This window comes from Scandinavium sp., assembly GCF_051650185.1.
GTDB lineage: Bacteria > Pseudomonadota > Gammaproteobacteria > Enterobacterales > Enterobacteriaceae > Scandinavium.
This window is the reverse complement of sequence record NZ_JBOFIN010000140.1, coordinates 16,895-38,998: the sequence shown is the minus strand read 5'-3', so window position 1 is coordinate 38,998 and position 22,104 is coordinate 16,895. Positions and strand designations below refer to the sequence as shown.

Annotated in this window: 14 protein-coding genes and 3 tRNA genes; 11 read left to right on the top strand and 6 right to left on the bottom strand. The window is 54.9% G+C overall.

Annotation, left to right across the window (positions count from 1 at the left end):
- The first annotated feature begins 14 nt into the window (after positions 1-14).
- From recC to recD, 4 genes are all read left to right on the top strand, one after another.
- Entirely contained in the window at positions 15-3,383 is a 3,369-nt protein-coding gene (gene recC, locus ACRCWW_RS19235; RefSeq protein ID WP_438683814.1) for an exodeoxyribonuclease V subunit gamma, read from the top strand.
- Between the two features lie 126 nt (positions 3,384-3,509).
- A complete protein-coding gene (gene ptrA, locus ACRCWW_RS19230; RefSeq protein WP_438683813.1) occupies positions 3,510-6,398 on the top strand; it encodes a pitrilysin in 2,889 nt (962 codons plus the stop codon).
- On the top strand, positions 6,395-9,937 hold the full coding sequence (gene recB, locus ACRCWW_RS19225) for an exodeoxyribonuclease V subunit beta (protein ID WP_438683812.1): 3,543 nt from the start codon (positions 6,395-6,397) through the stop codon (positions 9,935-9,937). Before ptrA ends, recB begins: the two co-directional genes overlap by 4 nt.
- Entirely contained in the window at positions 9,934-11,772 is a 1,839-nt protein-coding gene (gene recD / locus ACRCWW_RS19220; RefSeq protein ID WP_438683811.1) for an exodeoxyribonuclease V subunit alpha, read from the top strand. Before recB ends, recD begins: the two co-directional genes overlap by 4 nt.
- Before the next feature lie 83 nt (positions 11,773-11,855).
- Here recD and argA read toward each other — a convergent pair whose 3' ends face one another.
- Positions 11,856-13,187: an amino-acid N-acetyltransferase gene (gene argA, locus ACRCWW_RS19215; RefSeq protein WP_330982896.1), complete on the bottom strand. Its 1,332-nt coding sequence runs from the start codon at positions 13,185-13,187 to the stop codon at positions 11,856-11,858.
- 228 nt (positions 13,188-13,415) lie between these two features.
- Between argA and amiC the strand changes: the two genes are divergently transcribed.
- A complete protein-coding gene (amiC, locus tag ACRCWW_RS19210; protein WP_438683810.1) occupies positions 13,416-14,669 on the top strand; it encodes an N-acetylmuramoyl-L-alanine amidase AmiC in 1,254 nt (417 codons plus the stop codon).
- 115 nt (positions 14,670-14,784) lie between these two features.
- On the opposite strand, the gene ACRCWW_RS19205 is transcribed toward amiC, so the two are convergent.
- The 3 genes from ACRCWW_RS19205 to ACRCWW_RS19195 all read right to left on the bottom strand — a co-directional run bounded on the left by ACRCWW_RS19205 (position 14,785) and on the right by ACRCWW_RS19195 (position 15,113).
- Positions 14,785-14,861 (bottom strand) — tRNA-Met (locus ACRCWW_RS19205).
- A 48-nt stretch (positions 14,862-14,909) separates the two neighbouring features.
- Positions 14,910-14,986: transfer RNA gene (locus ACRCWW_RS19200), tRNA-Met, on the bottom strand.
- Between the two features lie 50 nt (positions 14,987-15,036).
- Positions 15,037-15,113, bottom strand: a tRNA-Met gene (locus tag ACRCWW_RS19195).
- Positions 15,114-15,309: 196 nt separating this feature from the next.
- Between ACRCWW_RS19195 and mltA the strand changes: the two genes are divergently transcribed.
- The gene (gene mltA / locus ACRCWW_RS19190; protein WP_438683809.1) at positions 15,310-16,404 is read left to right on the top strand and encodes a murein transglycosylase A; all 1,095 of its coding nucleotides are present in this window, start codon (positions 15,310-15,312) and stop codon (positions 16,402-16,404) included.
- Between the two features lie 19 nt (positions 16,405-16,423).
- Positions 16,424-17,230 carry a tRNA cyclic N6-threonylcarbamoyladenosine(37) synthase TcdA gene (gene tcdA / locus ACRCWW_RS19185; protein ID WP_438683808.1) on the top strand — a complete coding sequence of 269 codons (807 nt, stop codon included), beginning with the start codon at positions 16,424-16,426 and terminating at the stop codon, positions 17,228-17,230.
- Here tcdA and csdE read toward each other — a convergent pair.
- Together csdE and csdA are read right to left on the bottom strand one after the other, a co-directional pair.
- Complete coding sequence (csdE, locus tag ACRCWW_RS19180) at positions 17,227-17,670, bottom strand: cysteine desulfurase sulfur acceptor subunit CsdE (protein ID WP_438683807.1); 444 nt, start codon at positions 17,668-17,670, stop codon at positions 17,227-17,229. The two genes, tcdA and csdE, sit on opposite strands and share 4 nt — an antisense overlap.
- Complete coding sequence (csdA, locus tag ACRCWW_RS19175) at positions 17,671-18,876, bottom strand: cysteine desulfurase CsdA (protein WP_438683806.1); 1,206 nt, start codon at positions 18,874-18,876, stop codon at positions 17,671-17,673.
- Positions 18,877-19,068: 192 nt separating this feature from the next.
- Here csdA and ACRCWW_RS19170 point away from each other — a divergent pair, with 192 nt between their 5' ends.
- From ACRCWW_RS19170 to rlmM, 4 genes are all read left to right on the top strand, one after another.
- Entirely contained in the window at positions 19,069-19,296 is a 228-nt protein-coding gene (locus ACRCWW_RS19170; RefSeq protein WP_438683805.1) for a YgdI/YgdR family lipoprotein, read from the top strand.
- 352 nt (positions 19,297-19,648) lie between these two features.
- Positions 19,649-20,566 (top strand): glycine cleavage system transcriptional regulator GcvA, encoded by a 918-nt coding sequence (gene gcvA / locus ACRCWW_RS19165; protein ID WP_404658375.1) that lies wholly within the window; start codon positions 19,649-19,651, stop codon positions 20,564-20,566.
- A gap of 19 nt (positions 20,567-20,585) precedes the next feature.
- Positions 20,586-20,981 (top strand): DUF423 domain-containing protein, encoded by a 396-nt coding sequence (locus tag ACRCWW_RS19160; protein WP_330982905.1) that lies wholly within the window; start codon positions 20,586-20,588, stop codon positions 20,979-20,981.
- Complete coding sequence (gene rlmM / locus ACRCWW_RS19155) at positions 20,974-22,074, top strand: 23S rRNA (cytidine(2498)-2'-O)-methyltransferase RlmM (RefSeq protein WP_438683804.1); 1,101 nt, start codon at positions 20,974-20,976, stop codon at positions 22,072-22,074. Before ACRCWW_RS19160 ends, rlmM begins: the two co-directional genes overlap by 8 nt.
- Positions 22,075-22,104: the final 30 nt, after the last annotated feature.

Here is a 22,104-nt window from a genome sequence, read left to right as displayed (position 1 = left end):
CGTCAGGAGCGAATATGTTACGGGTCTACCACTCCAACCGTCTGGATGTGCTGGAAACATTGATGGAGTTTATTGTTGAGCAGGATCGGCTCAGCGACCCTTTCGAGCCTGAAATGGTGCTGGTACAGAGTACCGGGATGGCGCAATGGCTGCAGATGACGCTGTCAAAACGTTTTGGCATCGCGGCGAATATCGATTTCCCTCTCCCGGCGAGCTTCATCTGGGACATGTTTGTGCGCGTTCTGCCTGATATCCCTGAGCAAAGCGCCTTCAACAAGCAAAGCATGAGCTGGAAGCTGATGACGCTGTTGCCCGACATGCTTGAGCTTGAGGCGTTCGCCCCACTTCGTCACTATCTGGTGGAAGACAGCGATAAACGCAAGCTCTTCCAGCTGGCATCGCGAGTGGCGGATCTTTACGATCAATATCTGGTTTATCGTCCAGAATGGCTGACTCGCTGGGAAGCCGATCAGCTTGTTGATGGCATCGACGATGCGCAGCTATGGCAGGCTCCTTTATGGAAAGCGCTGGTGGAGCATACTGCCGCACTGGGTCAGCCGCTCTGGCACCGTGCCAACCTCTATCAGCGTTTTATTTCGGCGCTGGAAAATAGCGACCAACCCCCGACCGGGCTACCGTCTCGTGTCTTTATTTGTGGGATTTCGGCGCTTCCTCCTGTGTATCTTCAGGCTTTGCAGGCATTAGGCAAACACGTTGATGTCTATGTCCTCTTCACCAATCCTTGCCGTTATTACTGGGGCGACATCAAAGATCCGGCTTTTCTGGCAAAACTGATGGCACGTCAGCGCCGACATCATCGGGAACAGCGTGAATTACCGCTGTTTCGTGATGCACAACAAGCACCTGCTCTCTTTAATGCCGAAGGCGAACAGGATATCGGTAACCCGATGCTGGCTTCGTGGGGCAAGCTGGGCCGGGACTACATCTACCTGCTTGCCGGGCTGGAACGCTATCAGGAGCTGGATGCCTTTGTGGATATTGAGCCTGACAATCTGCTGCATAACCTGCAGTACGATGTGCTCGAACTACAGAATCACGCCATTGCCGGGCGGACGGCAGAAGAGTTTGCGAACAGCAGAAGTAAACGAACATTAGATCCTGACGATCGCAGCCTGACGATCCACGTTTGTCATAGCCCTCAGCGTGAAGTGGAAGTCTTGCACGACAGGCTGCTGGCGATGCTGGAAGCCGATCCTGAGCTCACCCCGAGGGACATCATTGTGATGGTGTCGGATATCGACAGCTACAGCCCCTTTATTCAGGCCGTGTTTGGCAGCGCGAGCGGTGAACGGTATGTGCCGTGGGCAATATCGGACAGACGTGCCCGTCAGTCTCATCCCGCCTTGCAGGCCTTTATCACCTTACTTTCTTTGCCGGATAGTCGCTTTGCCAGTGAAGATGTGCTCGCATTGCTGGACGTGCCGGTGATTGCGGCGCGTTTCGACATCGATGAGGAAGGGTTGCGCTATTTACGCCAGTGGGTGAATGAATCGGGTATCCGTTGGGGTCTGGATGACGACAATGTGCGGGAGTGGGAACTGCCTGCCACCGGGCAGCATACGTGGCAGTTTGGCCTGACGAGAATGTTGTTGGGCTATGCCATGGAAAGCGCGCAGGGCGAGTGGCATTCCGTACTACCTTACGATGAATCAAGTGGGTTGATTGCGGAGCTGGTGGGGCATCTGGCGTCGTTATTGATGAAACTGAACCAGTGGCGGCAAACGCTGGCGCAGGAGAGAAGCCTTGCTGACTGGCTGCCCGTTTGCCGGGAAATGCTCACCGATTTTTATCTTCCGGATACAGACACCGAAGCTGCCTTGGCACTGATTGAACAGCAGTGGCAGGGAATCATCGATCAGGGGCTGGCATCGCATTACGGCGAAACCGTTCCGCTGTCTTTACTGCGCGATGAGCTAGCGCAGCGTCTTGACCAGGAGCGCATCAGCCAGCGTTTCCTCGCCGGGCCGGTGAATATCTGTACCCTGATGCCGATGCGTTCGATTCCTTTCAAAGTGGTGTGCCTGCTGGGGATGAATGACGGCATTTACCCGCGTGCGCTTGTTCCGCTTGGTTTCGATTTGATGAGCCAGAAACCGGTTCGCGGCGACCGTAGCCGTCGTGATGATGACCGCTATCTGTTCCTGGAAGCGCTGATGTCCGCCGAACAAAAACTCTATATCAGCTATATCGGCCGATCGATTCAGGACAACAGCGAGCGTTATCCGTCGGTGCTGGTTCAGGAACTGGTCGACTACATTGGTCAGAGCCATTGTCTGAGCGGCGACGAGGCATTGAACTGCGATAAAAGCGAGCAAAAGGTCAAACAGCACATCATGCAATTGCACACTCGCATGCCGTTTGATGCCGCCAATTTCCAGCCAACGGAAAGCCAAAGCTACGCCCATGAGTGGCTGGCGGCTGCGAGTCAGCAGGGCGAAGCGCACAGTGAGTTTATCCAGCCTTTGCCACCGTTAGCGATTGAATCCTTGCCCTTTGAGCAACTCCAGCGCTTCTGGCTGCATCCGGTACGGGCCTTTTTCCAGCTGCGCTTGCAGGTGAATTTCCGCACCGAAGAGAATGAGATCCCCGAAACGGAACCCTTCACCCTGGAAGGGGTGACCCGCTATCAGCTGAACCAGCAACTGGTCAATACGCTGGTGGATGAACAGGATGCAGGCCTGATGTTCAGGCGATTCCGTGCTGCCGGTGAACTGCCCTACGGCGCATTTGGCGAAATAGCCTGGGAGAGCCAGCGTCAGGAGATGCAGGCGCTGGCCGACAGGGTTAATGCCTGTCGGCAGCCCGCGAAAAGTCTGGAAATCGATTTGCACTGTGACGGCGTCAACATTACCGGATGGTTACCGCAGGTACAGTCGGACGGTCTGTTACGCTGGCGCCCGTCTTTACAGAACGTCTCGCAGGGAATGCAACTTTGGCTGGAGCATCTTGTCTACTGTGCGAGTGGCGGAACAGGCGAGAGCAGGCTGTTTCTTCGTAAAGAAGGCGAGTGGCGTTTCCCACCGCTTTCAGCACAGGAAGCATTGCACTATCTGGCTGAGTTGGTGAAAGGCTACCGGGAGGGCATGTCTCAACCGCTGCTGTTTTTGCCCGAAAGCGGAGGTGCATGGCTGAAGGCCTGTTACGACGCCGAAAATAATGTCATTTTATGGGATGAAGAGACGCAGCAAAAAGCTCGTGGCAAGTTTATACAAGCCTGGGAAGGCGGAATGATGGTGAATGGCGAAGGGGCCGATGTGTGGTATCAGCGCTTATGGCGTACCCTGGAACCGGAAACTTACGAAGCAATCATTGCGCAGGCCGAACGTTATCTGGCCCCCATTTTTCGCTTCAATCAGGCTTAAGGATTGTATAAAAATTGCGCAGTAATTCGCTTTCCATTATGATGCGCAACTTGTCACGGACTGATGTTCACCAGTGAGGCTGCCATTGAGAGCCGCCCGGAAGTTTGTTAATGATGAGGTCCGTGAATGCCCCGCAGCACCTGGTTACATGCCGTATATGTACTGTTGTTCGCCCTCTGGGCACCGTTAAGTCAGGCCGACACCGGATGGCAACCGATACAAGAGACCATCCGCAAAAGCGAAAAAGATCCGCGTCAGTATCAGGCTATCAAGCTGGATAATGGCATGGTGGTGCTGTTGGTGTCTGATCCGCAGGCTGTAAAATCCCTGTCCGCGTTGGTTGTTCCTGTCGGTTCGCTTGAAGATCCGAATACCCATCCTGGACTGGCTCATTTTCTGGAACACATGACCCTGATGGGGTCTAAAAAATATCCGCAGCCTGACAGCCTTGCCGAGTATTTAAAAATGCACGGCGGGAGCCACAACGCCAGTACTGCGCCATATCGCACCGCGTTCTATCTCGAAGTCGAAAATGATGCGCTGGAAGGGGCTGTCGACAGGCTTGCGGACGCCATTGCCGAACCGCTGCTCGATAAAAAATATGCAGACCGCGAGCGTAATGCAGTGAATTCTGAGCTGACGATGGCCCGCAGTCGTGACGGTATGCGTATGGCGCAAGTGAGTGCCGAAACCATCAATCCAAAACACCCGGGCGCGCGCTTCTCTGGCGGTAATCTTGAAACCCTGAGCGACAAACCGGGTAGCCCGGTGCTGGACGCGCTGCTGGCGTTTCGTGATAAATACTATTCAGCCAATCTGATGAAAGCGGTGATTTACAGCAATAAGCCGTTGCCGGAACTGGCGAAAATGGCTGCCGCAACCTGGGGACGAGTGCCGGATAAGAACATTAGCCGTCCGGAAATTACCGTGCCTGTTGTCACTGATGCTCAGAAAGGCATCATCATCCACTACGTGCCAGCGGTGCCGCGCAAAGTACTGCGCGTTGAATTCCGTATCGACAACAACACCGATCAATTCCGCAGCAAAACCGACGAGCTGATCACGTACCTGATTGGCAATCGCAGCCCGGGAACGCTCTCGGACTGGCTGCAAAGTCAGGGATTGGTCGAAGGTATTCGTGCAGACTCGGATCCTGTGGTGAACGGCAACAGCGGCGTGCTGGCGATCTCCGCGACCTTAACGGATAAAGGCCTCGCACACCGCGATCAGGTTGTTGCGGCGATCTTCAGCTATCTGAACCTGTTGCGTGAAAAAGGCATCGATAAAACCTATTTCGATGAGCTCGCGCACGTGCTGGATCTGGATTTCCGCTATCCGTCGATCAACCGCGATATGGACTACGTTGAATGGCTGGCTGACACCATGATCCGTGTGCCGGTCGAGCACACTCTGGATGCGGTGAATATTGCCGATCAGTACGATGCCAAAGCTATCCACGATCGTCTGGCGATGATGACGCCGCAGAATGCGCGCGTCTGGTACATCAGTCCGAATGAACCGCATAACAAAACAGCTTACTTTGTCGATGCGCCGTATCAGGTCGATAAAATTGACGACAAAACCTTTGCTCAGTGGCAGCAAGACGCCGGGAAAATCGCCCTGCAATTGCCGACGCTGAACCCTTATATTCCAGATGATTTCTCCCTGATTAAAGCGGAGAAGGTCACCGAGAAGCCGCAGTTGATCGTGGATGAACCTCAGTTGCGGGTGGTGTATACCCCAAGCCGTTATTTCGCCAGTGAGCCGAAAGCGGATGTGACCCTCGTGCTGCGTAACCCGCATGCGATGGACAGCGCACGTAATCAGGTGATGTTTGCCCTCAACGATTATCTGGCGGGGATTGCACTTGACCAACTGAGCAACCAGGCTGCGGTCGGCGGTATCAGCTTCTCAACCGGTGCCAATAATGGCCTGATGGTTAACGCGAACGGCTACACCCAACGTTTACCGCAGCTGTTTGACGCGCTGCTTCAGGGATATTTCAGCTACCAGCCAACAGAAGAGCAGCTTGAGCAGGCGAAATCCTGGTACACGCAAATGATGGATTCTGCCGAGAAAGGCAAAGCGTTTGATCAGGCCATTATGCCAATCCAAATGCTCTCTCAGGTGCCGTATTTCCAGCGTGAAGAGCGTCGGGCTCTGCTGCCCTCTATAACGCTTAAAGATGTGCTGGCCTGGCGAGACAGTTTAAAAACAGGGGCGCGCCCGGAATTCCTGATCGTCGGCAATATGACGGCTGAACAGTCCACCACGCTTGCCCGTGAAGTACAAAAGCAGCTCAATGCTCATGGCACTGAATGGTGTCGCAACAAAGATGTGGTGGTGGATAAAAAACAAAACGCCATCTTTGAGAAAGCGGGCAGCAGCAGCGATTCTGCACTGGCTGCGGTGTTTGCACCGCCAAAAGCCGACGAGTTCAGCAGTTCCGCAGCCAGCGCTATGCTTGGGCAAATCGTTCAGCCCTGGTTCTATAATCAGCTGCGTACGGAAGAACAGCTTGGCTATGCCGTGTTTGCTTTCCCTGTGAGCATCGGGCGTCAGTGGGGTATGGGCTTCCTGCTGCAAAGTAACGACAAGCAGCCAGATTTCCTCTGGAAGCGTTTTAAGGCCTTCTTCCCAACTGCGGAGGCCAAATTGCGCGCCATGAAGCCGGAAGAGTTCGCTCAAATTCAGCAGGCGGTGATCACGCAAATGCTGCAACCACCGCAAACGTTAGGTGACGAGGCCTCGAAGCTCAGCAAAGATTTCGATCGCGGTAATATGCAGTTTGATTCACGTGATAAAGTAGTGGCCCAGATTAAACTGCTGACGCCGCAAAAACTTGCCGATTTCTTCCATCAGACGGTGGTGGAGCCGCAGGGTATGACCGTCCTTTCACAGGTCTCCGGAAGCCAGAACGGGAAAGCCGAATACGTGCACCCAAAAGGCTGGAAAGTGTGGAAGAGCGTCAGCGCGTTGCAGCAAACCATGCCGCTGATGAGAGAGAATGAATGACCGAGACCGCCGAGTCCTTAAATCCCCTGCGCTTACCGCTTTGTGGTGAGCGCCTGATTGAAGCCTCTGCGGGCACCGGAAAAACCTACACCATCGCCGCTCTGTATCTGCGGCTGTTGCTCGGACTGGGCGGCGAGGCCGCCTTTGTCCGGCCTGTGAACGTTGAAGAGTTGCTGGTGGTGACGTTCACCGAAGCCGCCACTAAAGAATTGCGCGGTCGCATCCGCAGCAACATCCACGAACTGCGCATCGCCTGTCTGCGAAACAGCACCGACAATCCTCTCTACGCCAGCCTTCTTGAAGAAATTCCTGACTGCGAACAAGCCGCCGACGTTTTGCTGCTTGCCGAGCGGCAGATGGACGAGGCTGCGGTGTTTACCATTCACGGTTTCTGTCAGCGCATGCTGAGCCTCAATGCATTTGAGTCGGGCATGCTGTTTGAACAGCAGCTTATCGAAGATGAATCCCGCTTACGTTTCCAGGCCTGTGCCGATTTCTGGCGTCGCCATTGCTATCCGCTGCCTCGTGAAGTGGCTGAAGCCATTCATGCCAGCTGGAAAGGGCCGCAGGATCTGCTCAAAGCTATCGATCGCTACCTTCAGGGCGAAGCGCCACAGCTGGAAACCCCGCCGTCCGATGAAACGCTGATTGCCCGTCATCAGCAGATAATTGAACAGATCGCCGGGATCAAAGCCCGGTGGCTGGCGGCTGTCGGTGAAATTGGCGATTTGCTGGAGCACTCCGATCTCGATCGCCGCAAGTTCAATCGCGGCAATCAGGGAAAGTGGATCGATAAGATCAGCGCGTGGGCCAGTGAAGAACATACCGGCTACGAGCTGCCGGATTCGCTGGAGAAATTTGCTCAATCGTTCCTGTATTCGCGGACCAAAGAGGGCGGAACGCCGCCTGTTCATCCGCTCTTTTCGACGATTGAAGCGCTTCTGGCGGAGCCTCCCTCACTCAATGATTTGGTTATCTCCCGCGCGATGGTTGAAATTCGCGAGGCTGTGGCGAGAGAAAAGCGTCGACGCGGCGAACTCGGTTTTGACGACATGCTGAGTCGTCTGGATGAAGCGTTGCAGAGCGAGAGCGGAGAAGCGTTAGCCGCCGCTATCCGGCAACGTTTTCCGGTGGCGATGATCGACGAATTTCAGGACACCGACCCGCAGCAGTACCGCATTTTTCGCCGTATCTGGCGCCAACAGGCAGATACCGCATTACTGCTGATTGGCGACCCGAAACAGGCCATCTATGCCTTCCGTGGCGCGGATATTTTTACCTACATGCGCGCTCGTAGCGATGTCTCCGCACACTACACGCTGGACACCAACTGGCGCTCAGCGCCAGGCGTTGTCGAGAGCGTTAACCAGTTGTTCAGCACGACCGACAACCCTTTCATGTTCCGGGATATCCCCTTTTTGCCGGTAAAATCTGCCCCGAAAAATCAGGGCCTGCGGTTCGAGCTAAAAGGCGAAAATCAACCGGCGATGAGCTTCTGGCTGATGCCTGGCGCTAATGTCGGCGCGGGAGATTACCAAAGTTTTATGGCGCAGCTTTGCGCCGGGCAAATTCGGGACTGGCTCAGCGCCGGGCAGCGTGGTGAAGCCTTGCTGTGGCGGGGTGATAAGTCGCGCCCGGTTCAGGCATCAGACATCACCGTGCTGGTGCGTAACCGCCAGGAAGCGGCGCAGGTGCGTGATGCACTGAACGTACTGGGTATTCCTTCCGTGTATTTATCCAACCGCGACAGCGTGTTTGAAACCCCGGAAGCTCAGGAATTGCTGTGGCTGCTTCAGGCCGTGCTAACGCCAGAGCGTGAAACCAGTTTGCGCAGTGCGCTGGCCAGTTCGCTGTTTGGCCTGAATGCCCAGGACATCGAAAAACTGAACCTGGATGAGGTGGCCTGGGATGAACTTGTCGAAGAGTTCAGCCGTTATCGTCAGCTTTGGCAGCAGCGCGGTGTCATGGCAATGCTGCGTGCATTGATGGCGGCAAGACATATCGCAGAAAACCTGCTGGCGACGCAGGGCGGTGAACGGCGTCTGACCGACATTCTGCACCTCAGCGAATTATTACAGGAAGCGGCGGGCCAGCTGGAAAGCGAACATGCGCTTATGCGCTGGCTGGCACAGCAAATCGGCGACCCAAACAGCGGTTCTTCCAGCCAGCAGATGCGTCTGGAGAGCGACAAGCATCTGGTGCAAATCGTCACCGTGCATAAATCGAAAGGGCTGGAGTATTCGCTGGTTTGGTTGCCGTTTATTGCCCGTTACCGCAAGCAGGATCAGGCGTTCTATCACGACAGACAGTCCTTTGTGGCGGTGCTGGATTTACATAATGCGGAAGAGAGTCTGGAACTGGCTGAGGCCGAACGCCTGGCGGAAGATTTACGCCTTCTGTACGTCGCCCTGACGCGCGCTATCTGGCATTGCAGCCTTGGCATTGCCCCGCTCAGTCCTCGTCGCAGTGACAAAGCCACAGACACCGAATTGCATCACAGCGCGATTGGGCGTCTGGTGCAAAAAGGGGAACCTAAAGATGCCGCCGGGCTTGAAGCCTGCCTGCGTGAGCTCTGCAATGAACATGTTTCGCTGGAGAGCCCGGCGCTGCCTGCTGCCGAACGCTGGCAGCCTATTGCGCCTGAGATGCCGGAATTGCAGGCCAAAGCGATGCAAAGGCGCATTGTTGATGACTGGCGCGTCACCAGTTATTCCGGCTTGCAGCAGCGAGGGCACAGTGCCGCGCAGGATTTGCTCCCGCGCCTTGATATCGACGCCGCTGGGGTTGCCGATGTGCCTGAAGAGCCTGAGCTGACGCCGCATAACTTCCCGCGTGGCGCTTCACCGGGGACGTTTTTGCACAGCCTGTTTGAAGAGATTGATTTCACGCAGCCTGTATCAGAAGCCTGGATGCAGGAGCAGCTGGAGCGCAATGGTTTTGAGGCTCACTGGACACCGGTGTTAACCCAATGGCTGGCGACCATTTTGCAAACTCCGCTGGCGGGGCCGGGAATATCGCTCAGCCAGTTAGCGGCACGCGACAAACAGGTCGAAATGGAATTCTATTTACCGATTGAACAACTGCTGGTGCCGCAGGCGCTGGACGCGCTGATTCGTCAGCATGACTCGCTTTCGGCTCCTTGCCCGCCGTTAGAGTTCCGTCAGGTGAGCGGTATGCTGAAGGGCTTCATCGATTTGGTCTTCCGCCATGACGGGCGCTACTACCTGCTCGATTACAAATCAAACTGGTTGGGTGATAACAGTGAAGCCTACACCCAGGTCGCGATGGCTCAGGCGATGCAGTCTCATCGCTACGATCTGCAATACCAGCTTTACAGCCTCGCACTGCACCGTTATCTGCGCCATCGCCTGGCGGATTACGATTACGACAGCCATTTTGGCGGCGTTATCTATCTGTTTTTGCGCGGCGTTGACGGCGGTGAAAGCGGACAAGGCGTTTTCTCTACTCGTCCAGCACGAGAACTGATCGACGGTCTGGATTCGCTCTTTTCCGGCGCGTCACAGGAGGTGGTGTCATGACCATGGAAACGTTGCTGCTGGAGGCCGCTCAGCAAAAACTACTGCGTCCGCTCGACGTACAGTTTGCGCTGATGGTGGCGCAAAATGACCATCCTGCCGTTTTGCTGGCTGCCGCACTGCTGAGCCGCGATGCCGGGGAAGGCCACGTCTGCCTGCCGCTGTCGCGATTTCATGAAGATGAGCAGGCCAGCGGACGTGCTCAGGCGTTATGGCGGCAACTCTTTGCTCTGGCTGAACCGGCGAGCGAAATCGAAGTGCGATTACAGGCCTCACCGGCTGTGAGTGATGGCTCTGAGGCCACACCGCTGGTGTTGAGCGAAGGGCGGCTGTACCTCAATCGCATGTGGAACAATGAATTAACGATTGCCCGCTTCTTCACGCAGTCTGAGCCCGGTACTGCTGGCGATCATGTTCAGCTAAAGAATACGCTGGCCGCGCTTTTCCCTGCTTCCGCAGAGACAGACTGGCAGAAAGTGGCCGCCGCAGTGGCGTTAACGCGAAGGATCTCGGTGATATCTGGTGGCCCCGGCACCGGGAAAACCACCACGGTGGCGAAACTGCTGGGCGCGCTGATTCAGACTAACAGCTTGCCAAAATGCCGCATTCGCCTTGCCGCGCCAACGGGCAAGGCTGCCGCACGTTTAACTGAATCTCTGGGGGCGGCGCTGCGCCAGTTACCGCTCACCGATGAACAAAAAGCGCTTCTGCCGACCGAAGCAGGCACGTTGCATCGCTTGCTTGGAGCCCAGCCCGGTAGCCAGCGCCTGCGCCATCACGCAGGCAATCCATTGCATCTGGATGTATTGGTTGTGGATGAAGCCTCAATGATTGACCTGCCGATGATGGCGAGGCTTATTGCGGCGCTTCCTGCTCATGCGCGAGTTATTTTCCTTGGGGATCGCGATCAGCTGGCTTCTGTTGAAGCAGGTGCCGTGTTGGGTGATATCTGCGCCTGGGTTAACGAAGGCTATACGCCAGAGCGAGCGCAGGAATTGAGTCAACTGACGGGCTATTCCGTACCCGCCGGGAAGGGCACGCAGGCAGGCGCACTGCGAGACAGCCTGTGCCTGCTGCAAAAAAGTTACCGTTTTGGCAGCCATTCCGGCATCGGTCAGTTAGCCAGAGCCGTGAATAAAGGCGATGTGCAGGCCATGAAAAAGGCGTTCGCCGAAGGATTTTCTGACATTGCCTTAAAAACGCTGCGCACGACGGCAGACTACGAAATCATGCTTGAAGAAGCTTTCCAGGGCTATGCCGACTATCTGGAACGAGTAAAAGCCAGAGCGGAGCCGGCGGAAATTCTGGAAGTCTTTAGTCATTATCAGTTGCTTTGTGCATTGCGTGAGGGGCCTTACGGTGTCGCTGGGCTGAATGAGCAGCTCGAACAATTGCTGGCGCGTAAGCATCGCATTCAGCTCTCACGCCACTCTCGCTGGTATGAAGGCCGTCCGGTGATGATCGCCCGCAACGACAGCGCGCTGGGGCTGTTTAACGGGGATATCGGCATCGCGCTCGACAGAGGAAACGGCCTGCGCGTCTGGTTCCCGATGCCGGATGGCAGCATTAAATCAGTCCAGCCCAGCCGCTTGCCGGAGCACGACACCGCCTGGGTGATGACGGTGCACAAATCTCAGGGTTCTGAATTCAAGCATGCGGCGCTGATTTTGCCTTCTCAGCATGTCCCGGTAGTAACCCGGGAGCTGGTGTATACCGCGATCACCCGAGCCAAAGAGCAGTTGTCGATGTACGCCGATGAGGCGTTGCTGGCGAAAGCCATTACGGTGAAAACAGAGCGCCGGAGTGGGTTGGCGGCGCTGTTTGCGAGGATGGGGTAAATGCCTCGCCCGGCGGCACTGCCTTTGCCGGGCCTACAAAATCGTAGGCCGATGCAAGCGTAGCGCCGCCCGGCAAAGTTATTTCAGCCTAAATCCGCCATCAGCACTTTTGAACGGCGCTGATAGTTGTACATCTCTTTCTTACTCTCGGGCAGCAAATCCACCTCGACTGGGGTGAAGCCGCGCTCCTGGAACCAGTGAATGCTGCGAGTGGTGAGCACAAACAGTTTGCTTAGCCCCATCTGTTTTGCCTGAGCCGCAATTCTTTCCAGTAACACTTCACCGCGCGATGAACTTCGATAATCCGGATGCACCGCTACACAGGCCATTTCGCCGATGCGCTCTTCCGGGAAGGGATAGAGCGCGGCGCAGGCGATGGTGGTGTTGTCTCGCTGGATAACGGTGAACTTGTCGATTTCCATTTCCAGCTGTTCGCGTGAGCGACGTACCAGAATGCCTTGCTGCTCCAGCGGCTCAATCAGTTCCAGAATACCGCCAATATCATTGATGGTTGCACGACGGATTTGCTCGGCGCTTTCCATCACGATTTGCGTCCCAATACCGTCGCGGGAGAACAGTTCCTGCAACAGCGCGCCGTTTTCCTGATAGCTGATGAGATGGCAGCGACGCACGCCGCTGCGGCACGCTTTTACCGCTCCGCGTAAGAAGCGCGCCGTCCCTGAGTTGTAATCACCCTCTTCCTCAAGCGTTTCTACGCGAGCCTGTGCTTCATTTGGGAATAATTCCGAGACGATCTCGCCGTGCTGGTCGTAGACACCCTGCGAGGAGCAGAAGCCAATCATTTTTTCTGCTTTAAGCTTAATGGCGAGCTGGGTGGCAATTTCTTCTGACGTCAGATTGAAGCTTTCACCCGTGACAGAAACGGCAACGGGGCCCATCAGCACAATGGCGCCGCTGTCGAGCTGACGATGAATCGCTTCTTCATCGATGCGGCGAATACGTCCACTGTGGCAATAATCGATGCCATCATCCACGCCCAGCGGCTGCGCGATAATAAAATTACCGCTGACGACATTGATGTGCGCGCCCTGAAGCGGCGTGTTATTCAGGCTCATCGACAGACGTGCGGTGATATCCAGTTGCAGCATACCGGCGGCCTGTTTCACCAGGTCGAGGGTTTTCGCATCCGTCACGCGGGTGTGCTTGTGATAAATCGGCTCGTGGTGATGTTCCGCCAGATTGGCATCAATTTGCGGGCGTGCGCCGTACACCAGCACCAGGCGAATCCCCAGGCTGTGAAGCAAACCTATATCGTTGACAATACTTGAGAAATTCTCATGCTCTATCGCTTCACCGCCCAGCATGATGACAAAAGTCTTCCCGCGGTGGGCATTAATGTAGGGAACAGAATGACGAAATCCTTCGACCAACTCGGTTTTACGTTCCTTCACCACAGCACAACCCTCATTGCATGATTATTCGTAATGAGTGTATTTTTATTCTTTTTTGGCGGCAGGTGCAAGCAGCAATTTCAGTGAATGTGGCGGAGAAGTCAGCCGAAAAACGTCACAAATCAGGAATGTTTACCCTTTTATTGATGACAGTTTATGCGCCTTTGGTTAAAGTTTTCGGTCAAACTCAATGTTTAAAAAGTAAAGTTGAAATTTTTGCCTGGGAGAAGCATGTCTGGAAGTCAGTCAGGATTAAGTCGCCGTCGCTTATTAAAAGGGGCCGGGGCGATGTGGTTACTCAGCGTAAGCCAGGTGGGACTGGCCGCCGCGAGTCAGGTGGTTGCGGTCCGCGTGTGGCCGTCGTCGACCTATACCCGCGTGACGGTGGAATCCAGCCAGGTTCTGAAATACAAGCAGTTTGCATTGAGCAATCCTGAAAGGCTGGTGGTCGATCTCGAAGGCGTCAACCTGAACTCGGTGCTGAAAGGCATGGGGGCGCAGATTCGTGGCGACGATCCCTACATTAAATCTGCGCGCGTGGGTCAGTTTGATCCGCAAACCGTCAGGATGGTGTTTGAGCTGAAGCAAAACGTGAAGCCGCAGCTGTTTGCGCTTGCACCAGTCGCCGGTTTTAAAGAGCGCCTGGTGATGGATCTTTACCCTTCCACAGCAACAGAAGTGCAGGATCCGCTGCTGGCACTGCTCGAAGATTACAATAAAGGCGATCTGGAAAAGCAGGTTCCGCCTGCGCAAAGTGGTCCACAGCCGGGGAAAGCCGGTCGCGACAGGCCGATTGTGATCATGCTTGATCCTGGGCACGGGGGTGAAGACTCCGGCGCTGTCGGTAAATACAGGACTCGCGAGAAAGATGTGGTGTTGCAAATTGGCCGCCGCCTGAAAGCGCTGATCGACAAAGAAGGCAACATGAAGGCGTACATGACGCGCAACGAGGATGTTTTCATTCCGTTGAAAGTGCGTGTCGCGAAAGCGCAGAAGCAGCGCGCAGACTTGTTTGTCTCGATTCATGCGGATGCCTTTACCAGCCGCCAGCCGAGCGGTTCTTCTGTTTTTGCGCTCTCGACCAAAGGTGCGACAAGTACCGCTGCGAAATACCTCGCCGATACTCAGAACGCCTCTGACTTGATCGGGGGGGTGAGCAAGAGCGGCGATCGCTACGTCGACCACACTATGTTTGATATGGTGCAGTCGCTGACCATCAATGACAGCCTGAAATTTGGTAAAGCGGTGCTGGGTAAGCTCGGGAAGGTCAACAATCTGCATAAAAATCGGGTGGAGCAGGCGGGGTTTGCGGTACTGAAGGCACCGGATATTCCTTCCATTCTGGTCGAGACGGCCTTCATCAGTAACGTTGAAGAAGAGCGCAAACTGAAAACAGCGGCCTTTCAGCAGGAAGTTGCTGAGTCGATACTGGCGGGGATCAAAGCTTATTTTGCCGATGGGGCCACGCTCGCACGGCGCAGTTAGGCATTATTATCAGAGAATATGGCGCCGGAAGGCGTCATTTTTTTGTTTGTTTTTTGGGCTGGGCGAATTTCAGATACAAAAAAACACCCGTTAAGGTGCTTAGTGTTTGATGAAGTGGTTGCGGGAGCCAGATTTGAACTGACGACCTTCGGGTTATGAGCCCGACGAGCTACCAGGCTGCTCCATCCCGCGTCCGTTTGTTTACCGTGAATCAGATAAACCTTCTACTTCATCATGTGTTGGTTGCGGGAGCCGGATTTGAACCGACGACCTTCGGGTTATGAGCCCGACGAGCTACCAGGCTGCTCCATCCCGCGTCCGAATGTTTACCCTTCCATCAGGTAAACCTTACACATCATATTTTAATTGGTTGCGGGAGCCAGATTTGAACTGACGACCTTCGGGTTATGAGCCCGACGAGCTACCAGGCTGCTCCATCCCGCGTCCGTGGAAGCGCACTATACGCGGGTCACGATTTGTTGCAACCCTTTTTTGCATAAATGATAAAGAGTGGGTAAAAACAAAACATGTCGATTGTTTTTTGTTCAAAATGGACTGCGTGGCACGTTATCACATTTCAATACCCCTGACGGTTTGTTATCTTCATCACGCATTCAGCCTATAAAGAAGACGGGAAACCATGAAAGGACGTTGGGCAAAATATCTGGCAACAGGGGCAATGATGGCGTTACTCGCCGCCTGTTCATCAAAGCCGACCGATCGCGGTCAGCAATATAATGACGGAAAGCTCACCAACCAGTTTTCCCTGGTGAACCAGCCTGACGCCGTAGGGGCTCCAATTAATGGGGGCGACTTCGCGCAGCAGGTCAATGAAATTCGTAACGCATCGCCGCGCCTGTATGGCAATCAAAGCGCTGTGTTCAGTGCCGTTCAGCAATGGCTTAAGGCCGGTGGCGATACGCGCACCTTAAAGCAGTACGGGCTTGATGCCTGGCAGATGCAGGGTGCAGATAACTACGGCAACGTCCAGTTCACCGGTTACTACACGCCTGTAATTGAAGCGCGACACACGCGTCAGGGCGAGTTCCAGTACCCAATCTACCGCATGCCGCCGAAGCGCGGTCGACTGCCGTCTCGCGCAGAAATCTACGCAGGCGCGCTGAGCGACAAGTACATTCTGGCTTACAGCAATTCCCTGATGGATAACTTCATCATGGACGTGCAGGGCAGCGGTTATATCGATTTCGGCGACGGCTCGCCGCTGAACTTCTTTAGCTACGCGGGTAAAAACGGCTGGGCATACCGCAGTATCGGCAAGGTGCTTGTCGATCGCGGCGAGTATAAGAAAGAAGATATGTCGATGCAGGTTATCCGTCACTGGGGCGAAACCCACAGCGAAGCGGAAGTGCGTGCTTTGCTTGAAGAGAACCAGTCCTTCGTGTTCTTCAAACCACAATCTTTTGCACCGGTGAAAGGGGCGAGCGCTGTTCCGTTAGTGGGCCGGGCGTCTGTCGCCTCCGATCGCAGTATTATTCCGGCGGGCACTACGCTGCTGGCTGAAGTCCCGCTGCTGGATAACAACGGTAAATTTAACGGTCACTACGAGCTGCGACTGATGGTCGCGCTGGATGTGGGCGGTGCAATTAAAGGCCAGCACTTCGATATCTACCAGGGGATTGGTCCGGATGCCGGACACCGTGCGGGTTGGTATAACCATTACGGTCGCGTCTGGGTATTGCGTGGGGCGGGCAACGGTTACGTCTTTAGCGGTTAATCACGTCGTTTGAGGTTTTATGTCAGTTGTACTTAGCGATGCGTGGCGCCAGCGGTTTGGCGGCACGGCACGTTTATATGGTGAAAAGGCGCTGCAGCTGTTTGCTGACGCACACGTTTGTGTCGTCGGCATTGGCGGTGTGGGGTCATGGGCAGCAGAGGCGCTGGCACGCACGGGAATTGGCGCCATTACGCTGATTGATATGGATGACGTATGCGTCACCAATACCAATCGCCAGATCCACGCGTTAGGCGGCAATGTCGGGCTTGCGAAAGCGGAAGTGATGGCGGAGCGTATTCGTCAGATCAACCCGGAGTGCCAGGTGACGGTGGTTGATGATTTCGTCACGCCGGATAATGTCGCTGAGTATCTTGGGGCCGGCTTTAGCTATGTCATCGATGCTATCGACAGCGTGCGGCCGAAAGCGGCGCTGATCTCTTACTGTCGTCGTTACAAAGTACCGTTGGTGACAACCGGTGGCGCGGGCGGGCAAATCGATCCGACGCAGATCCAGGTCGCCGATCTGGCGAAAACGATTCAGGATCCGCTGGCGGCAAAACTGCGCGAGCGCCTGAAGAATGATTTCGGCGTGGTGAAAAACAGTAAGGGCAAGCTTGGCGTGGATTGTGTGTTTTCCACCGAAGCGCTGGTTTACCCGCAGTCTGATGGTACGGTATGTGCGATGAAAAGCACTGCCGAAGGGCCAAAACGGATGGACTGTGCGTCAGGATTTGGTGCGGCGACGATGGTGACCGCGACGTTCGGGTTTGTCGCGGTGTCCCATGTTTTGAAGAAAATGATGGCGAAAGCCGATCGTCAGGCTTAAGCCTTCTGCGCGGCGGCGATGACTGCGTCGCGCAGGGCATTCAGCCCCTGATTGCGGGATGCGCTAAGCTGCACGCGAAGCCCCAGCTCATCAAAAAGGCTCAGCGGATCAGCCGACAAAAGCTGTTCCGCGCTCTTCCCTTCAATCGCGGTCAGTAACACTGCCAGCATGCCTCTCACAATCCGTCCTTCACTGTCCCCATAAAAATGAAGCTTCCCGTTAGATGACAGCGTGTGGCCGAGCCAGACCCGATTTTCACAGCCAGCAATTTCCTGGGCCTGAGCTTTCAGCTCTTCTGCCAGAGCAGGCAGCTTTTTGCCGAGCAGGATCAGCTGCCGGTATTTGTCTTCCCACTGCGTGAGTGGGCCGAAAATCTGTCGTAAATCGTCTTCAGTCAGGGTTGTGCCGAACGGATGTCCGGCTAAGGCTGGGCTTGTCATTTAATCCACCAGAAGTTCAAGGGCGCGGTCCACGGCGTTGATCAGCGCGTGAACGTCTTCCTGGGTATTATAAGGGGCAAATGAGGCTCTCAGGGTACCCTTCACGCCAAGCGCGGCTAACAGTGGCTGAGCACAATGCTGTCCTGCCCGGAGCGAGATGCCGTATTCCGCGAGTAACGTCACCATGTCGCTGTGATGCACACCGGCGAAATCAAAGGCCAGCAGGCTTGAATCCTGGCAGCGGAATGAACGAAAACCTGGTCGGCGGGCGAGCTCTTCTTCTGCCAGCGTTGCCAGGCCGCGGCTCCAGGTTTCAGCCTGCGCAATGTCGGTTTCATTCAACCATTCAAGTGCGGCACTCAGCCCGATGACGCCCGCTACGTTTGGCGTTCCCGCTTCCAGTCGATAGGGAACGGGCTGCGTTTTAAACCCGTCAAAGGTCACCTCGGTGATCATCTTGCCGCCGCCCAACCACGGCGTCATTTCTGAGAGCAATTCGGCTTTGCCATACAGCGCGCCAATCCCTGTTGGGCCATAGAGCTTGTGACCGGAGAAGGCGTAAAAATCGATATCCAGCGCTTGTACATCGGCAGGGAAGTGAACGATGCCCTGGGCTCCATCAACCATCACCACCACGCCTGCGGCATGAGCAAGCTGAATGGCGCGCGCCAAATCAGGGCAACCGCCAGTTACGTTCGACATCTGGCCCAGCGCCAGAATACGGCTTTTGTTGTTAAGCAATGAGGAAAGCTGCTCAACGTCGGGCAAGCGATCTGCACCCAAGGGCAGCTTGACGATACGCGCGCCCGTTTGCTCAGTCACCATCAACCATGGAACGAGGTTGGCATGATGTTCTGCCTCACTGACGATTATCTCATCGCCAGGCTGCAGGCGAGGGCGCGCAAAGCACTGCGCCACCATATTGATGGCTTCGGTCGTGCCGCGAGTCCAGACGATGTTCTTGCCATCCGGAGCATTAATCAACGCCGCGACCTGATCGCGCGCGGCTTCATAGCGAGCAGTGAGTTTTTGCGCGGCAGCAAACTGACTGCGGTGCACGTTTCCCGCGCTCAGGCTGTAAAACTGATGGCTGGCATCGATAACCGCCTGCGGCTTCAGCGCGGTGGCGGCGCTGTCCAGATAGACGCCGGCATCGCTCAGCGCCGGAAACTGGGCGCGAAACTGCGCCGGGTTGAATGCGTTCATGGTTTTCCTCATTCCAGTCTGACGATCGTCGCGCAATTTTTGCAGCAGGGCAAGGGCAGGCGTAACCCTCGGAATTTTCTGGGATGAGTGGCGAACCGTGGGTAGTGCGTTATGCTGAATTATGTTAGGCGACTGTTTTAGCCTGTTAATTGAAGCTCGAAACCCAGCATGAATTGCTGAAAGGAGAAGAACATGAAAAAGACTGCCGCAATCATTTCTGCCTGTATGCTGACTTTTGCCCTGAGCGCCTGCTCGGGCCCGAACTACGTGATGCATACCAATGACGGTCGTACTATTATCGCCGACGGTAAGCCACAAACCGATAACGATACCGGTATGATTTCCTATAAAGACGCCAATGGTAACAAGCAGCAAATCAACCGTAGCGACGTGAAAGAAATGGTCGAAATGGACAACTAACGGCTGATTTTAAAGCAAAAAAAAGCACCGCATTCGGCGGTGCTACATTGAATCACTATGGACAGACAGGGTAAATGTACAGGAAGTGAAAAGGGGTAGTCTTGCTACCGAGGTCTGAACTCCAGACCAATTGCAAACACAACAACACAACATCACAACCGTAAGCCAAAAGCCCATCAGAACACGCATTCCGAAAAAAGCTTTTCGTTCCGGCTCAGGAAGTGCCGCCACTATAGGTATTTGCTGGTAGAAGCTCAACGGACAATTTATAATGGCTCAGATAAAAAAAACTAATAGGTTACATGATGTAATCTAATTGTTAAATCGAGTTAACATCTAAGCCAAAACAATCATGTCGAAGCGTTTACCTCCTCTGAATGCATTACGTGTATTTGATGCCGCCGCCCGTCATCTTAGCTTCACTCGCGCCGCCGATGAGCTCTTCGTCACCCAGGCCGCGGTGAGCCATCAGATCAAGTCTCTTGAGGATTTCCTGGGCCTGAAGCTCTTTCGTCGTCGCAACCGTTCGCTGTTGCTGACTGAAGAAGGGCAGAGCTATTTTCAGGACATCAAAGAGATCTTTTCGCAATTAACCGAAGCAACGCGTAAACTTCAGGCCCGAAGCGCAAAAGGGGCGCTGACGGTCAGTATGTTGCCCAGTTTTGCCATTCAATGGCTGGTGCCACGGCTTGCAAGCTTTAACTCAACTTATCCGGGAATTGACGTCAGGATCCAGGCGGTAGACCGTCAGGAAGACAAGCTGGCGGACGATGTGGACGTGGCTATTTTTTATGGCCGGGGGAACTGGCCGGGCCTGAGGGTTGAGAAGCTGTACGCCGAATATTTGCTGCCTGTTTGCTCGCCATTGCTGTTAACCGGCGATAAGGCGTTGAAAACACCAGCTGACCTGGCGCAACATACTTTATTGCACGATGCTTCACGCCGCGACTGGCAGACGTACACGCGCCAGTTGGGCTTAAACCATATCAATGTTCAACAAGGACCGATCTTCAGCCACAGCGCCATGGTGCTGCAGGCGGCAATCCACGGACAAGGGATCGCACTGGCCAACAACGTGATGGCGCAGTCCGAAATTGAGGCAGGCCGTTTGGTTTGCCCGTTTAATGATGTTCTGGTCAGCAAAAATGCGTTTTACCTCGTTTGCCATGACAGCCAGGCAGAACTGGGTAAAATAGCCGCTTTCCGGCAGTGGATACTGGCGAAAGCGGCAAGCGAGCAAGAGAAATTTCGCTTCCGTTACGAACAATAAATGACTTCAGGATAATGACATGACCAGTCGCTTCATGCTGATTTTTGCGGCCATCAGTGGCTTTGTTTTTGTTGCTCTGGGCGCCTTCGGGGCACATGTATTGAGTAAAACCCTCGGCGTTGTCGAGATGGGCTGGATCCAGACCGGCCTTGAGTATCAGGCGTTTCACACGCTGGCGATTTTTGGGCTGGCGGTGGCGATGCAGCGCCGTATCAGCATCTGGTTCTACTGGAGCAGCGTGTTTATGGCGCTGGGAACCGTATTATTCAGCGGCAGCCTTTATTGTCTGGCGCTGTCGCATTTACGCCTGTGGGCATTTGTCACTCCGGTGGGCGGCGTTAGCTTCCTCGCCGGTTGGGTGCTGATGCTGATTGGCGCTATTCGTTTAAAGCGTAAAGGTATCGCGCATGAATAAGGTTGTCCTCTACAGCCGTCAGGGTTTTGAGAAAGAGTGCGCAGCAGAGATTTCTGACAAGGCATCGCGCCTTGGCGTCTATGGTTTTGCCCGAGTAAAAGACAACTCGGGGTATGTGATTTTTGAGTGCTATCAGGAAGGCGAAGCGGAGAAGCTGATTAAAGAGCTGCCGTTTGCCTCGCTGATTTTCGCCCGTCAGATGTTTGTGGCCTGCGAGCTGTTAACCGATCTGCCGCCGGAAGACCGCATCACGCCAGTGGTGGGAATGCTAACAGGCGTGGTGGAGAAGGGCGGCGATTTGCGCGTGGAAGTGGCTGACACCAACGAAAGCAAAGAGCTGATGAAGTTCTGCCGCAAATTCACCGTGCCGCTGCGCGCTGCACTTCGTGAAGTGAATGTGCTGGCAGGCTACGAAACGCCGAAACGGCCTGTGGTGCACGTGTTCTTTATTGCGCCAGGCTGTTGCTATGTGGGCTATTCACTGACCACCAACAACTCTCCGTTCTATATGGGCATTCCACGCCTGAAGTTCCCGTCTGATGCGCCAAGCCGTTCGACCCTGAAACTGGAAGAGGCGTTTCACGTGTTTATTCCGGCCGATGAGTGGGATGAGCGTCTGGCGAACGGCATGTATGCGGTTGATTTGGGTGCGTGTCCGGGCGGCTGGACCTATCAGCTGGTGAAACGCAACATGTGGGTCTCCTCTGTCGATAACGGCCCGATGGCGCAAAGCCTGATGGATACCGGGCAGGTGACCTGGCTGCGTGAAGATGGTTTCCGCTATCGCCCAACGCGCAACAACATCTCATGGATGGTATGCGACATGGTCGAGAAACCCGCGAAGGTTGCCGCGCTGATGGCGCAGTGGCTGGTGAATGGCTGGTGTCGCGAAACCATCTTTAACCTCAAGCTGCCGATGAAAAAACGCTACGAAGAGGTGTCGCAGAATCTGGCGTATATTCAGGCGCAGCTGGATGAGCATGGGATTGCGGCGCAGATTCAGGCTCGCCAGCTTTATCACGATCGTGAAGAAGTGACTGTCCACGTGCGCCGTATGTGGGCCGCCGTGGGTGGTCGTCGCGACGAGCGGTGATTTGTTGCCGGGCGGCACTTCGTTTGCCCG